Origin of the sequence: Proteus terrae subsp. cibarius (genome assembly GCF_011045835.1) — a bacterium.
Classification (GTDB): domain Bacteria; phylum Pseudomonadota; class Gammaproteobacteria; order Enterobacterales; family Enterobacteriaceae; genus Proteus; species Proteus cibarius.
In genome coordinates this window covers 2,109,847-2,125,349 of sequence record NZ_CP047349.1, presented here as the reverse complement: position 1 = coordinate 2,125,349, position 15,503 = coordinate 2,109,847, and the positions used below count along the sequence as shown (strand labels likewise).

Here is a 15,503-nt window from a genome sequence, read left to right as displayed (position 1 = left end):
GATGAAGAAAATAACGAACCTATTGATTGTTACGATTAAGCCAATGTGCTGAATCAATTAATACCGCACCTTGTGCCCGCATCTCTTCTAGTGCTTTTTCGCTGTCATCATCTTGAATATTTACGCCACGACAACCATCTGTAATTACGGTCACATGATAACCTAACTGTAAAGCATCCAGTACCGTATATTTAACGCAGTAATCCGTAGCAATTCCTAAAATATAAAGATGTTTTATATTCAGAGTCTGCAAAAGAGTATGCAAGCCCGTCTGATATTCATGGTCGTTATCAAAAAAGGCACTATAACTATCAATAAGACGATTTTGCCCTTTGTAAATAATATGGTTTATTAGTGCTTGGTTTAATTCAGGGTGAAATGCAGCACCATAAGAATTTTGTACACAATGCACAGGCCACCATACTTGTGGTAATCCATTAAGCGTTCCAATTTCTCCTACAACAGTGCCTGAATTTTCAGCAAAGCTAAGATGATCGGCTGGGTGCCAATCTAAACTGGCAATAATGGGATTTTTAGATAGCTTAAAATCATGAATAAGTTGGTTGGCTGTTTGTATCACTATATCGCTTTCATTAACAGCTAATGCACCACCAGTACAAAAATCGTTTTGTATATCAACCAATAACAGTGCAGAATTTTTCACCAATTTTACCTTTAAATTAAACTTAGTCGTTATCGTCTAATGTCATTTCACCGCGAAGGTTTTGTTGCATTAGTCGGCAGATCTCTGTGTAATTATATTGTTGGCTAAGGAGATAATGCAGTTTAGTTAATGTTGCTTCAAATGTCATATCAAAGCCACTGATCACACCCACTTCCGCTAATGCCTGACCTGTTGCATAACCTTCCATATTTACTCGACCAGAAATACATTGCGTAAGGTTGATAACAACAATGCCACGCTCAGTTGCTTCACGTAGGGTTGAAAGTAGAGCAGGATGCGATGGTGCATTACCGACACCATAAGAGCGCAATATTAAGGCTTTTACAGGTTGCATTAAGATATTTTTAACAACTTCATCTGAAAGACCTGGATAAATGGTGACAACGCCGATCGGCTGAGGCGTAATATTATGTGCAGTAAATTCGCCTTTTCCTTTTGGAAATGAATTAATTTTAAATTGTTTAATATTAATACCCGCTTCTAACAGTGGGGCGCTATTGGGTGATGCAAAGGCGTTAAAACCATCTGCATGGGCTTTTACTGTGCGGTTCCCACGATACAGCGTGTTATTAAAAAATAGCGCCACTTCATTAATTGGGTGATGTGCTGCGAGGTAAAGTGCATTTAATAGGTTTGTTTGCCCGTCAGAACGTAAGGCTTCTAAAGGAATTTGAGAGCCAGTAACGATAATCGGTTTGCTAAGATTCTCAAACATAAAAGAGAGTGCTGATGCGGTAAAAGCCATGGTATCTGTACCATGAAGAATAACGAACCCGTCATAGTTGTGATAATTTTCATTAATATCATCAGCAATGGATTGCCAATCTTCTGGTGTGATATTTGAAGAATCAATTAAAGGAAGGTGCTCTTTAATTGTAAAATCAGGCATCTCCTCACGGTGGAATTCTGGCATTTTAGCTAATTGGCGTTGTAAATGCCCTGATACAGGAATATAGCCATGTTCAGAATGTTGCATACCAATAGTACCGCCAGTATAAACAACGTAGATTGATTTCTTTTGCATCAGACAAAGCACTCTTATTAAGCTGTGAGAAATACCTGATTATAGGGAGTTTGCAGAATAAAAAAAGGAAAGGATGCTAAAAAAAGAAAATAGAGACTGACTAATATCTACTTTAAATCATTGTGTTAAAAATAGTTTGAATATAGACGAACAAAAAGCATTCATCAGAATATCATTCTATCAAAAGCCAGAAAAAGGAGAGAAATACACCTGTTCAGTGTAAACAGGTGTATCAGTGGAAAGACTATTGAATATCACCACAAGATAAACAATACGCATAGCGATTTAGCGGATCGTTCATATTGCGATAAAACTCTGTCTGTGTTTTAACTTCTTTTAAAACAGGCGCAGGAATATAAGCTTGTAACGGATCAGGAAGAAGTGCTTTTGCATTAGACGATAAGCTCATAATGATTTGCTCAGAAAGGCTTAATTCTGGTTTCATCCAATCAATAACAGGTTGGTCAATTTTTGCCATTTTAGCGACTGCATCAATAGCATCATCAAAGTCACCAAACTCATCAACTAAACCGACATTCTTTGCATCTATTCCTACCCACACTCGGCCTTGAGCAATACGATCAATTTGAGCGGGTGTTTTTTTACGAGATTCAGCCACTAAATTAAGAAACGTTTTATAACCACTTTCAATATTGAGCTGTAAAAGCTCTGAAAATTCTTCAGGTAGTTTATTTGTGACAGATAATCCGGCTAATGGTGAAGTTGTGACACCATCAGTATAAACACCAATAGATTCTAAGCTGTTCTCAAAAGTATTAATAACGCCAAAAATACCAATCGAGCCAGTTAATGTTGATGGGCTAGCAATAATCTTATTTGCAGGGGTTGAGATCCAATATCCACCTGATGCCGCTAAACCTCCCATTGAAACAACCACATGTTTTTTCTGTTGTTTAAAGGCGGCAATTTCACTACGTATTTGCTCTGATGCAGAAACACTACCACCAGGGCTGTTTACACGTAAGACAAGCGCCTTAATATTTGGATCTAAACGTGCTTGACGAATTTGATTAGCAATAGTTGACCCTCCCGCTGAACCCGGGATACTTTCACCATCAATAATGGCACCTTGAACAACGACTACGGCAATATTACCTTCATCACTGGCAGGTAAAGAGGAGGTTAGCGTATCGGCATAATCATAAATACTGATATTGTTAAATTGCTTGCTCTCTTTATCCCACTGGAAGGTTTCTGTCATATCAGCTTCAAATTGAGCATATGAGCTTACAGAATCCACTAATTTACGATTTAGCGCATAAGTTGCGTTATCCCCATCCGCATTACGTAGCTGTGCAATCATCTCTTTTGCACCAGGGAAAACATCTTCTATGGTAATGCTACGGTTTTCTGCAACTTGGGTTAAATATGTAGACCATAGTGCATTAACTAAACGTAATGACGCTTCTCGAGATTCCGCAGACATGTCATTACGCATTAATGGTTCAACCGCAGATTTATACGTTCCGACGCGGAAAATATGAGTACTCACCTTTAAGTTTTCTAACAGTGTCTTGTAATAGAGATTTTGAAAGCCAAAACCATAAACACCCACAGCACCTTGAGGTGTGAGATAAATTTTATCAGCATAAGAAGCGAGATAATATTGTGGCTGATTATAATAACCGCTTACTGCAAAAATTGGTTTGCCTGTCTTTTTAAATTCATTAAGTGCTTTACCAATATAATTTAGCGAAGGTTGGTCTGCGCCTGCAAATTCATCAAGTTTGAGCACCATACCTTTAATTTTTGGATCTTGAGAGGCGAGGCGTAGTGTATCGACAACTTCAAATAATGAATTTTCTTGGAGCTGGCTACTAGAAACACCTAAAAGCTCACGTCCAACTTCACCTAAAGGATTTTGGGTTGCCGTTTGGTCAACAATCACACCCTTAAGGTCAACAAGAAGGGCACCTTCATAATCCATTGGTTTTTGTGCTTCTTTGCTAATTAAGAAAATACCAATGACCATAAAAAGAAGGAAAAAGAAAATAACGTTTAAGATTAATTTCCTGATAAAGTTAATGGCTTGCCAACTAAATTTTAATATTGCGCCGATTAACTCCATAATTTTACTCATATTATCTCCACATCATGTAAAGCTAAATTTTAATCCTAAACAGTCATGCTAGAATTATTGGTAAGCAGGCTACATTCACATAATCTCATACTATTAAAACAAAAAATATTGTTAGTAATAGAGAGAATAGCAATAACAATGAAGGAATATTCTAATATAGCTCTTATTGAATGTCTGTCATTGATTTTTAAGAAACCATTGATGATAACTTTTTGCTTAAGGTGTTGTTAAGTAAATATTTACCTTATGTCAAAATAGCGAAACAATTTCACACAAAAAGGGTTTAACGTAATATAGGAATTTGTCGAATTAAAAAGAAAATAAGAACCAAGGCCAGTATAAATTAACTGAGGTAAACTAAGGTTAATCATTTTATGAACAATAAATTACGATTAAATAACCACACAGCGGATTTTTAGAAAAATTCCCGCCTAAATCTATGGATGGTGGTAATATAACAGTTTGTTATACTGCGAATTGATAAGAACTGTCCATCCCCATAAGAATGGGATCTTGCTAAAATAAAATGCTGACAGGAGAATAAAAATGGATGCATTAACACTGCTTTTGAACCGCCGTTCAGCTTCCCGACTGACTACTCCAGCCCCTGATAGTGAAGCCCTCAATACTATTTTACAAGCCGGTATGCGCGCGCCTGATCATGGTGCACTTAAACCTTGGCATTTTATTGTGATGCAAAATGAAGGTATAGAGCGTTTTAGCCAATTACTGCATAAAGCCGCGGTTGTGGGTAATTTAGGGCCAGAAGTTGAAGAAAAAGCAAAAAATGCACCTTTTCGTGCCCCATTAATCATCACTGTTATTGCGAAAGTGAAAGATCATCCAAAGGTTCCTGAATGGGAGCAAGTTGTCGCTGCTGGTTGTAGTGTTCAAGCAATGCAAATGGCTGCGGTTGCTCAAGGATTTGGGGGAATTTGGCGTTCAGGTTCTTGGACTCATGATGCAGTGGTAAGAGAAGGACTTGGCTGTGGTGAACACGACCAGATTATTGGTTTTCTTTATTTAGGCACGCCAGCCCTGAAAGCGCCAATGACGGTTTCTCCTGCTGACTTAACTGATTTTGTGACTTATTTTTAAAAAAGGATGGCATGTTATGTCTGAAGCAATTCGTTTAACACAGTACAGTCATGGTGCAGGTTGTGGTTGTAAGATATCACCAAAAGTTTTAGAAACCATTTTACATAGCGAACAAGCTAAATTTCATGACCCTCATTTACTTGTAGGTAATGAAACTAAAGATGATGCAGCTGTTTATGATTTAGGAAATGGTACAGGTATTATTAGTACTACTGATTTCTTTATGCCAATCGTTGATAACCCTTATGATTTTGGGCGTATCGCTGCAACAAATGCAATCAGTGATATCTTTGCGATGGGGGGGAAACCTATTATGGCGATTGCTATTTTAGGTTGGCCTATTAATAAACTAGCACCTGAAATTGCGCGTGAAGTGATTGAGGGTGGCCGAGCAGCTTGCCAAGAAGCAGGAATTTCACTGGCTGGTGGTCACTCAATTGATGCACCAGAACCTATTTTTGGCCTTGCAGTAACAGGTGTTGTGTCTGTGAGCAAAGTGAAGAAAAACAGTGAAGCTAAAGCAGGATCTCAACTCTTTTTAACTAAACCTTTGGGGATTGGTGTATTAACAACCGCTGAGAAGAAAGGTCTGTTAAAACCAGAGCACCAAGGTTTAGCGACAGAAATTATGTGCCGTATGAATAAAGCTGGTTCTGATTTTTCTGATATCGAAGGTGTCACTGCAATGACTGACGTTACAGGATTCGGTTTATTAGGGCATTTAAGTGAGATTTGTGACGGCTCTGGTGTACAAGCCACTATTCATTTCTCTCAAGTACCAAGATTACCAGAAGTAGAGTCTTATATTGAACAAGGCTGTGTTCCGGGGGGGACAGGGCGTAACTTTGAAAGTTATGGTCATTTAATTGGTGAGATCACTGAAATGCAACGTAAATTACTTTGTGATCCGCAAACATCAGGTGGCTTATTATTAGCAGTATTGCCTGAAGCGGTTGAACAAGTGAAAGAGGTTGCCTCACGTTTTGATATCGAATTAACTTCTATTGGTGAGCTAACCGCGCCAGTAGCTGGAAAAGCGTTGATTGAAGTGACTAACTAAAGTAATGAGATTATTTATTGCAGAAAAACCCAGCCTTGCTCGTGCTATTGCTGATGTATTGCCAAAGCCTCATAAAAGGGGCGATGGCTTTATTCTTTGTGGTGATAACCAGTATGTGACGTGGTGTGTTGGTCACTTACTTGAACAAGCTGAGCCGGATGCATACGACCCGCGGTACGCCCGCTGGTCGTTAGATGATTTGCCTATTATTCCTGAAAAATGGCAACTCAAGCCCCGAGCTGATGTTAAAAAACAGCTAGAAACTATCAAAACACTACTTAAGCAGGCAAAAGAGGTGATCCACGCGGGAGACCCCGATCGTGAGGGTCAGCTTTTAGTCGATGAAGTGCTTAACTATTTAAATATCAGCGAAGATCAAAGGAAACAGGCGCGTCGTTGCTTAATTAATGACTTAAACCCAGCAGCAGTAACGCGTGCTATTGATAAGCTACGTTATAACCATGAGTTTGTACCATTGTGTGTATCGGCTTTGGCGCGAGCAAGAGCAGACTGGCTTTATGGTATTAACATGACTCGAGCCTATACGCTTTTAGGTCAACGCAATGGCTATCAAGGTGTATTGTCCGTGGGGCGAGTACAAACACCAGTATTAGGCTTAGTGGTTCGTCGAGATGAAGAAATTGAAAATTTTGTGCCTAAAGATTTCTTTGAAGTTAAAGCGCATGTTGTAACACCTGCCGATGAACGCTTTACCGCGATTTGGCAGCCAAGCGAGCATTGTGAACCTTGGCAGGATGAAGAAGGGCGATTATTAAATCGTAAGCTTGCAGAGCATGTTGTTGAGCGAATTAAAGATAAACCTGCCAATGTAACGGATTATCAAGATAAGCAAGAATCTGAAATAGCACCGCTTCCTTTTTCGCTTTCCGCATTACAAATTGAAGCCGCAAAACGCTTTGGTTTAAGCGCACAGCAAGTCTTAGATACATGCCAAAGGCTATATGAAACGCATAAATTAATCACTTATCCGCGTTCTGATAGTCGTTATTTGCCTGATGAGCATTTTGCTGGTCGCCATGCCGTTATTAATGCGATTAGCGCACATGATGCAAGCCTATTACCGCAAGATACCTTAGATATTGATAAAAAGAATCGTTGCTGGGATGACAAAAAAGTTGATGCCCACCATGCAATTATTCCAACGGCAAAAACGGGTAATATCTCATTAAGTGAAAATGAGAAGAATATTTATTATCTCGTGGCTCGCCAATATCTAATGCAATTTATGCCTGATGCTGTTTATCGTAAATGTGTTATTGAACTTGATATTGAGAATGGCAAATTTATCTCTAAAGCACGTTTTTTAGCGCAAGCAGGCTGGAGAATATTATTAGGTGCTAAAGAGCAAGATGCCGAAAATGATGGCTCTGCATTGCCAGTCGTGGCGAAAGGTGATGAGTTGCTGTGTGAAAAGGGAGAGATTGTTGAAAAGCAAACGCAGCCACCAAGACCTTTTACTGATGCGACATTGCTTTCTGCTATGACAGGAATTGCGCGCTTTGTTCAAGATAAAGAACTTAAGAAAATCCTAAGAGCGACGGATGGATTAGGTACTGAAGCGACAAGGGCGGGAATTATTGAGCTGTTATTTAAGCGAGGCTTTTTGCAAAAGAAAGGACGAGCCATTAACTCAACTCCAGCAGGTAGAGCATTAATTCATGTATTGCCAGATATGGCAACTTTACCGGATATGACGGCACATTGGGAATCGATACTCACGCAAATTAGTGAGAAGCAATTTAAATATCAAGATTTTATGATGCCATTAAATAACACCTTGATAGAGTTGATTACTCAAGCGAAACGTCGTCCGAATATTCAAGCTTTCAGAAATCTTCCCGCACCGGCGCATAATAAAAAGCGTAAGGCAGCAACTAAAGGAAGTAACAAAGCAGGCGCTACAAAAAATAAAGCGCAGAATAAAGCAGCAACAACGGATAATTAAGCACAAATAAAAGCACTTCCTGCGTTATCTCAGGGAAGTGCTTTTATTGAATTAAAATTTAATTAGATTTTAAATTCAGCCCAAACTGGTGCGTGATCAGAGGGTTTTTCCATTCCTCGGATCTCATAATCAATTCCTGTTGAAATACAATTATCCGCTAAGTAGCGACTTGCTAGAAGTAAGTCAATACGTAATCCTCGGTTATCATCGAATCCTTTAGAACGATAATCAAACCACGAGAATTTATCATCAGCTTCAGGATGTTGTTGGCGGAATGTATCTGTTAATCCCCAACCCATTAATGTTGCCAGCCATTCCCGCTCTTCTGGTAGGAAGGAACATTTGCCTGTTTTTAACCAGCGCTTCATATTATTTTCGCCAATACCAATGTCTTTATCTGTTGGGCTAATATTTAAATCACCCATAATAAGCACTGGAGAGGTTGGTTTTAAGCTGGTGGTTAGGTAATTTTGCAGATCAGCATAAAACTTTTCTTTTGCTGGGAATTTAGTCTCATGATCACGGCTTTCACCTTGAGGAAAATAGCCGTTCATGACTGTTAATAAACCCGCTGGTGTTTCTATATCAGCCATGATCATTCGGCGCTGAGCATCGTCATCATCACCCGGAAAGCCTTTACGCACTGCAACTGGCTTCTCTTTTGTGAGTAAGGCAACGCCATAATGCCCTTTTTGACCATGATAGAAAACGTGATACCCCAAAGTGCCCACTGTATCTAATGGAAACATATCATCATGAACTTTCGTTTCTTGAAGTCCAATAACATCCGGCTGATGCTTTTCTATGATTGCTTCAAGCTGGTGAGGACGAGCGCGTAAACCATTAATGTTGAAAGAGACAAATTTCATGTGACTGTAACCATTTATATATTGAATAATAGGATGTCTTATATTAGCAGGATCATAAAATGAATGTAAGCAAATCACTGAAATGATGGCACGGCTTATCAAGAGAAAGATAAAAATAGATAAAAATAAAAGTCATTAAATAGAGTGTGCTAATTTAATAAAAATAATTAATTGCATAACAAAAAATATTAATTAAGCAAACTAGAAACATAAACTAATCTTTGATAGAAGAATATAAGTATTATTATTCTTTATATGTGAAGAATGATGACATAATAAAAATAATATTGTAGTTATAAATTGTATTCATTAAAAGGAGGTAAAGGAATATTTATATAAAACTGCTTTTATATAAATTTAAATTTTAAATTAATTAATCATTATTTTATTTACATTAAATGAATTGATGAAATTATTTTATTCTACACAGCAAAGGAATGGTGAATTATGTTTTTTTCTCGTAAGTTAGAAGCCTTTATGGCTGTAGTCGAAAATGGCTCGTTAAGTAAAGCTGCACGCGTGATGAATCGCACGACACCTCCCGTCGCCAAATCTATCAAAGACTTTGAAGCCGTGTTAGGAAAGCGTTTATTCAAGCGAGAGAAGTTCGGTATGAGTTTAACCCAAGAAGGACTTGAGCTTTATAATGATTTGAAATCGCTTTATCTTCAGGAGAAAGAGATAACTAAAAAACATATCTCGGGGATCATAAACAATAGCATTCATATTTATTATGATTGGGGAAAAAGCCAGTATTTAACTCAGTTCTATCAGGCGGCAAATAAAAATTATTCTCATATAAATATCATGCGATTTTCAAAAGAAAACTTTGAAGAAATACCCGACTATGATGGTAATACATTAATATTAAGCTCGGAGAAAATTATTAGTGAAAAATTTAGCCTTCTTCATAAAATAGAAAATAAATACTTAGGTGTTTGTTGTCAAAAAATACTTATGAATAGTGTGAATAATAATATTGATAGGCTGTTAAGTGAAAATATTTGGTTATGTGATCCGGCATTATACAAGACAGCTAAGATAAAAAAATTAGAGAGTGAAATCGGGAATAGAGGAAAAGCCGTGTGTGTCAGAATAATGGATGACCTTAATTGCTGTTTACGTTTTATTCAAACGCATCATTCTCTTTTATTAACTGATGAAAACCCATTGAAAAATGAATACGAAGCAGGCTTATGTTTTATACCATTAACGCAACCTGAAATACGGTATAGCTGTTATATTTATAAATCTAAGTATCATTCAAGTGTATTGAATCGATTTTTGGATTTAATTGATAAAATGGAATAAAAAGAATTTTTAGAGAGTAAAGCTAAGAGGAGATGGTGGTGGGAGAAGGATTCGAACCTTCGAAGTCTGTGACGGCAGATTTACAGTCTGCTCCCTTTGGCCGCTTGGGTATCCCACCAACATTAAATTGTTTTGCTGTCCGTGACAGCGGGCGCAATAATACCAAATACCTGAGATCTGTAAAGCGCTATTTTGCTAAAAATCGACTGACTGCTGTAAAAATATGCGTATCGTTCAAGCTTTATGCGCTATCGTATTGATTTTAAGCAATATGATCCATATTAATAAGGGATAAAAAAATAAACCGCGATATGCTTTATATCGCGGTTTACATTTAGATAGCCGTAATGTGTACGTTATTAGTGACAGAAAACTTATAAAATGATGGTTCTGTTACCGTAAACGAAAACTCGTTGTGAAAGTACCCAATATAAAGCATGGCTAAGGACATTCTTTTCAACATCTCGGCCCGCTCTCATCATATCTTCTGCAGAAAACGTATGGTCAACATTAATCACGTTTTGAGTGATGATTGGGCCTTCATCTAAATTATCATTTACGTAGTGTGCTGTTGCACCAATAATTTTAACACCGCGCTCATAAGCCTGATGGTAAGGTCGTGCACCAATAAAGGCAGGTAAGAAAGAGTGGTGGATATTGATAATTTGATTTGGGAAATTTTGTACAAATGCAGGTGTTAATACACGCATATATTTTGCGAGCACAACATAATCAGGTTTGTATTGATTAATTTGTGCAATTAATTTTTCATCATGTTGATCACGAGTTAAGCCTTCATGGCTAACAAGATGGAAAGGAATACCAAATTGTTCTACTAAATGTTTTAACGTGTCGTGATTACCAATGACGGCGGCAATTTCAACATCCAAATCACCAAATGCACTTTTCATTAATAAGTCACCCAAGCAGTGTGCTTCTTTTGTCACCATAATGACAATGCGACGACGGCCTGCGGTATTTAATTCGCGTTTTGAGCCTTGTGGTAAAGCATCATCTAAATCCGCAAGAAAGGTTTCATCATTAAAGATACCTTCCAGTTCAGTGCGCATAAAAAAACGACCTGTACGATGATCAACAAATTCACTATTTTGAACAATATTTAATTGATGTTTGTAGCAAATATTCGTGATTTTTGCGATAAGTCCTTTTGCATCAGGGCAAATAGTGCGCAGTATTTTTTTTTGAGTATTTTGGTGTTGCATGTATGGATAAATCCTTTCTTTTACTTCTGTGTTTGCAGTTATTTGATGTTATTTTCACAACATTTTTTGTATTTACGTCCTGAGCCACAAAGGCAGGGATCGTTTCGTCCCACTTTCGGTTTCACACCGTCAATATAAAACCAACAGCCATCTATTTTTAGAAAACGAGAGCGTTCATGTAAGTACTGTTTATCATCGGCATTTCTTTCAATAAAGCAAGCCGAGAATTCAACATATGCCTCATTTTTATTTGTGCTAGCTTGCGATGAGATAACATTGAGTCCAAGCCATTGTGTATTTGGAAAGCCCGAAACTAATTCATCATGTAGGGATGCAACACGACAAGAAGGATGCCACGTCTTTATTAAGTAATTAGCATTATGTTTAACGAACGCACTATAACGCGAACGCATTAATGCTTCTGCTGTAGGGGCGTTTTTTTGACCTAAATGGTAAGGCTCACAGCAATCAGAGTAGAATAATTGGCTATTACAGGGGCATAAATTCGACAAAATAATGTCCTAACTCACGTTATCAGTATGACGATTTCCCATAGATTGAAAAAAGTAACGATTGGGAATAATTAACGTCAATGTTGAACTAAACTAATAATGTAACGCTAATTAATCAGCATGTGAAACGATAGTTACCGGAGTCACCGATGAACAAAGCCTTAGTGGGTAAAAAAATCTTAATAATTGATGATGAGGTCGTTTTTCGCACAATGTTGACGGAATATTTCTCACATGAGAAGGCTTGTGTCTATACAACAGATAATGGTAGCCAAGCATTATCTTTATTAGAGGGAGGATTGCTCCCTGATCTTATTTTATGTGATATCCGTATGCCGGTAATGAATGGACCCACTTTTTTGTGCCATCTTGAACAACGAAAACTGGCTATTCCTGTTATTGCTATTTCATGTACAGATAATATGGCTGAAATAGATGATATGTTGCGTTTAGGGGCACAAGAGATTTTTCTTAAGCCAATAACACATCTTGATAAATTAAAACAAAAAGTCATTGAAGTATTATGTCCTGGCTTTTTTGAATCAGTATTAATAGAAGGCATACATCTAGAGCCACTTTGGAATAGCTTACGAAAAGATACCCATTATATTCAGTCGTTCATAAAACAGATGCAACCTCAGGTTAAGCAAGTTGTTGCGGGATATTGTGTTAATTATCGTCAATTAAATGATATCGCTAAAATGGGGCTATTATTTGATATTGCGGCTTTATCAGAAGATCAAATTATTTTCTATTGTGTCGATATATCGAGAGATGATGAAAATGGGCTTTTGGTCGCTTTACTCTTACGGGTTGTTTTTAATGATGTATTAAAATCATCAGAAAAAGTGCGATCTTTGCCAAGTATGTATAATATGTTGAATAAGCTAAACAAAATGCTTAATGAGATTGGGGTGAAAGGACAATTTCCTATTATACTCGGTTATTATCATACTCAGAAAAAAAATATACTATTAGCATCAGCAGGTTTAAAAGCTGAAATAAAAACAGAAAGTAAAAAATTTGAATTAAATAGTGGGATCCCTTTAGGCTCATTGCAACTTTTATATATTAATCAAGTAAAATGCGAGGGAACAAATTGGCAATGTAAAATTTGGGATAACACAAATCAGATTAAATTAATGTTTTCCCCTATCTATAAAAGTTAAATTTAGATTAAATAAAAACAGAATATCGTGCATATATTAAACATAAATGAAGAACTATCTCAATTAACGGGTAGGGCTCTGTTTATCCTTAGATATTAGCTGGTATACTCTGGCGATTATTTTTAATTGTACCCATTCATATTTGAAAGTAGAACGGTACGAATTGCAGGAGAAGTAGAATGTCATCAGCAGTGCGTAAAGTTAGAAAAGCGGTGATCCCTGTTGCTGGATTAGGAACAAGAATGCTACCTGCAACCAAGGCAATTCCAAAAGAGATGTTGCCAGTGGTTGATAAGCCTCTTATTCAATATGTAGTGAATGAATGTATTGCAGCAGGTATTAATGAAATTGTACTTGTTACACATTCATCTAAAAATTCAATTGAAAACCATTTTGATACGAGTTTTGAATTAGAAGCGATTTTAGAAAAGCGAGTTAAACGTCAGTTATTAGAAGAAGTACAAAGCATTTGTCCAAGCCATGTCACTATTATGCAAACTCGTCAGGGAATAGCAAAAGGATTAGGCCATGCCATTTTATGTGCTAAGCCACTAATTGGTGATGAACCTTTCGCTGTTATCCTGCCTGATGTTATTTTAGATAGATACAGTGCGGATTTAACAAAAGTTAACTTAAGAGAGATGCTTTCTCACTTTGAACGTTCAGGTGCAAGTCAAATTCTTGTTGAACCTGTTCCTGAAGATGAAGTCTCGAATTATGGTATTGTTGATTGCATGGGCGAAAATTTATCTCCAGGTGATAGCAAACCAATTACTCGTGTTGTTGAAAAGCCTAAGAAAGAAGAAGCACCTTCGAATTTGTCTATCGTAGGGCGTTATGTGTTATCTGAAAGTATTTGGCCGCTATTAGCGAAAACCGCACCAGGTGCCGGAGATGAAATTCAGTTAACTGATGCGATCGCAATGCTGATTGAAAAAGAAGCTGTTGAAGCTTATCACCTACAAGGAAAAAGCCACGATTGTGGTAATAAACTAGGATATATGAAAGCCTTCGTAGAGTACGGAATACAGCACGAAGAGTTTGGCGAAGATTTTGCACAATGGCTAAAATCATTAAAGGTACAGTGATATAAAGTTTATTAATAATCATTTATATGGTTAATCTCATTGTATAATTCCCGTAAATGCATGTTGCGTATTTTATGGGAAAAGCTAGATAAAGCGGTTGTAAGAGATTAGGGTATGGCTCAATACATTTAGTATTGAGCCATGTTGATTTCTGATATGTATAACGATGTTAAGCGTTATGATGTTTAATCAAGGTGATATTAAGCATGATAGCGTTGACATAAAAAATAAATTATTGGGTTATTTGAGTAATAATATGAAAATATTAGTAACAGGTGCTGCGGGTTTTATTGGTTATCATATGAGTCAGCGTTTAATCGAAATGGGTTATCATGTTGTCGGAATAGATAACTTGAATGATTATTATGATGTGCGCTTAAAAGAAGCTCGATTAGCTAAATTACAACAGCTAGAAAATTTCCATTTTGAGAAACTTGATATTGTTGACTCAGCAAAAGTGGCTCAATTATTTGCATCACATCAATTTGACCGAGTTATTCATTTAGCGGCTCAACCTGGTGTTCGCTACTCGATTGAAAATCCAATGGCATATATTGATGCCAATATCGTTGGTCATATTAATATATTAGAAGGGTGTCGCCATAATAAAGTTGGACATCTTATCTACTCATCTTCAAGCTCTGTTTACGGTTTAAATCAGAAGCAGCCTTTCTCTACAGAAGATAGTGTTGATCATCCGGTTTCATTATATGCAGCAACAAAGAAAGCTAATGAGTTAATGTCTCATAGCTATTCACATCTATATCAATTACCAACAACGGGATTACGTTTCTTCACGGTATATGGCCCTTGGGGCCGCCCGGATATGGCATTATTTAAGTTCACTAAAGCTATGTTAGCGGGTGAACCTATTGATGTTTATAACGGTGGAAATATGACGCGTGATTTCACTTATGTTGATGATATTGTGGGATCAGTGGTTCGATTAGTTAATGTTGTACCAGAAGCAGATAAAAACTGGACAGTAGAGAAAGGTGAAACATCTTCAAGTTCTGCACCTTATAAAATCTATAATGTGGGGAATGGGCAACCTACTAAATTGATGGCATTTATTGAAGCGATAGAAAAGTCACTCAATATTAAAGCTAAATTGAATTTAATGCCAATGCAAGACGGTGATGTTCTTTCTACTTGTGCTGATTGCCAAGATTTGTCTGAGACAATCGGTTTTTCGCCGAATACAGCAGTAGAGTATGGCGTAAAACAGTTTGTTGATTGGTATTTAAGTTATTATAAAAATTAATAGTATTAGTTTAATTAAATCAAAGAAAAAAGGAGCTATAAAAGCTCCTTTTTCATTATAAATAAAAATAAATAACGCAGTTATTACATTTTTTATTTTTGCTTACCGACATCTAATACAAACAACATCAGCA

At 37.0% G+C, this 15,503-nt stretch carries 13 protein-coding genes and 1 tRNA gene; 7 read left to right on the top strand and 7 right to left on the bottom strand.

All coding sequences use genetic code 11. The features are described from left to right. Positions 1–19 precede the first annotated feature (19 nt). From pncA to sppA, 3 genes are all read right to left on the bottom strand, one after another. Entirely contained in the window at positions 20–664 is a 645-nt protein-coding gene (gene pncA, locus GTH25_RS09925) for a bifunctional nicotinamidase/pyrazinamidase (RefSeq protein ID WP_075673878.1), read from the bottom strand. Positions 665–686: 22 nt separating this feature from the next. Then, the gene (ansA, locus tag GTH25_RS09920; RefSeq protein ID WP_075673877.1) at positions 687–1,709 is read right to left on the bottom strand and encodes an asparaginase; all 1,023 of its coding nucleotides are present in this window, start codon (positions 1,707–1,709) and stop codon (positions 687–689) included. Positions 1,710–1,953: 244 nt separating this feature from the next. Continuing rightward, complete coding sequence (gene sppA, locus GTH25_RS09915) at positions 1,954–3,810, bottom strand: signal peptide peptidase SppA (protein WP_075673876.1); 1,857 nt, start codon at positions 3,808–3,810, stop codon at positions 1,954–1,956. A gap of 546 nt (positions 3,811–4,356) precedes the next feature. On the opposite strand from sppA, the gene GTH25_RS09910 reads away from it, so the two are divergent. Genes GTH25_RS09910 through GTH25_RS09900 form a run of 3 tightly spaced genes read left to right on the top strand, consistent with a single transcriptional unit; the run spans position 4,357 to position 7,934 of the window. Continuing rightward, complete coding sequence (locus tag GTH25_RS09910; RefSeq protein WP_075673875.1) at positions 4,357–4,908, top strand: NAD(P)H nitroreductase; 552 nt, start codon at positions 4,357–4,359, stop codon at positions 4,906–4,908. Between the two features lie 16 nt (positions 4,909–4,924). Next, complete coding sequence (selD, locus tag GTH25_RS09905; protein WP_075673874.1) at positions 4,925–5,968, top strand: selenide, water dikinase SelD; 1,044 nt, start codon at positions 4,925–4,927, stop codon at positions 5,966–5,968. Between the two features lie 4 nt (positions 5,969–5,972). Then, positions 5,973–7,934 carry a DNA topoisomerase III gene (locus tag GTH25_RS09900; protein ID WP_159364056.1) on the top strand — a complete coding sequence of 654 codons (1,962 nt, stop codon included), beginning with the start codon at positions 5,973–5,975 and terminating at the stop codon, positions 7,932–7,934. A gap of 62 nt (positions 7,935–7,996) precedes the next feature. Here the strand turns inward: GTH25_RS09900 and xthA are convergent, their stop codons facing one another. Continuing rightward, the gene (xthA, locus tag GTH25_RS09895) at positions 7,997–8,803 is read right to left on the bottom strand and encodes an exodeoxyribonuclease III (protein WP_075674383.1); all 807 of its coding nucleotides are present in this window, start codon (positions 8,801–8,803) and stop codon (positions 7,997–7,999) included. A gap of 447 nt (positions 8,804–9,250) precedes the next feature. On the opposite strand from xthA, the gene GTH25_RS09890 reads away from it, so the two are divergent. After that, positions 9,251–10,114 carry a helix-turn-helix domain-containing protein gene (locus GTH25_RS09890; RefSeq protein WP_075673962.1) on the top strand — a complete coding sequence of 288 codons (864 nt, stop codon included), beginning with the start codon at positions 9,251–9,253 and terminating at the stop codon, positions 10,112–10,114. Positions 10,115–10,147: 33 nt separating this feature from the next. Here GTH25_RS09890 and GTH25_RS09885 read toward each other — a convergent pair. The 3 genes from GTH25_RS09885 to GTH25_RS09875 all read right to left on the bottom strand — a co-directional run bounded on the left by GTH25_RS09885 (position 10,148) and on the right by GTH25_RS09875 (position 11,849). Next, positions 10,148–10,232 (bottom strand) — tRNA-Tyr (locus GTH25_RS09885). A 256-nt stretch (positions 10,233–10,488) separates the two neighbouring features. Further along, positions 10,489–11,337 (bottom strand): formyltetrahydrofolate deformylase, encoded by an 849-nt coding sequence (gene purU, locus GTH25_RS09880; RefSeq protein WP_069368973.1) that lies wholly within the window; start codon positions 11,335–11,337, stop codon positions 10,489–10,491. A gap of 38 nt (positions 11,338–11,375) precedes the next feature. Then, positions 11,376–11,849 carry a YchJ family protein gene (locus GTH25_RS09875; protein WP_099660528.1) on the bottom strand — a complete coding sequence of 158 codons (474 nt, stop codon included), beginning with the start codon at positions 11,847–11,849 and terminating at the stop codon, positions 11,376–11,378. A 149-nt stretch (positions 11,850–11,998) separates the two neighbouring features. Here GTH25_RS09875 and rssB point away from each other — a divergent pair, with 149 nt between their 5' ends. The 3 genes from rssB (at position 11,999) to GTH25_RS09860 (ending at position 15,370) form a co-directional block, all read left to right on the top strand. Further along, positions 11,999–13,018, top strand: a complete 1,020-nt coding sequence (rssB, locus tag GTH25_RS09870) for a two-component system response regulator RssB (RefSeq protein WP_075673960.1) — start codon at positions 11,999–12,001, stop codon at positions 13,016–13,018. A 179-nt stretch (positions 13,019–13,197) separates the two neighbouring features. Beyond that, complete coding sequence (gene galU, locus GTH25_RS09865; protein ID WP_075673959.1) at positions 13,198–14,106, top strand: UTP--glucose-1-phosphate uridylyltransferase GalU; 909 nt, start codon at positions 13,198–13,200, stop codon at positions 14,104–14,106. A gap of 256 nt (positions 14,107–14,362) precedes the next feature. Then, a complete protein-coding gene (locus GTH25_RS09860) occupies positions 14,363–15,370 on the top strand; it encodes an NAD-dependent epimerase (protein ID WP_075673963.1) in 1,008 nt (335 codons plus the stop codon). The last annotated feature ends 133 nt before the right edge of the window (positions 15,371–15,503 follow it).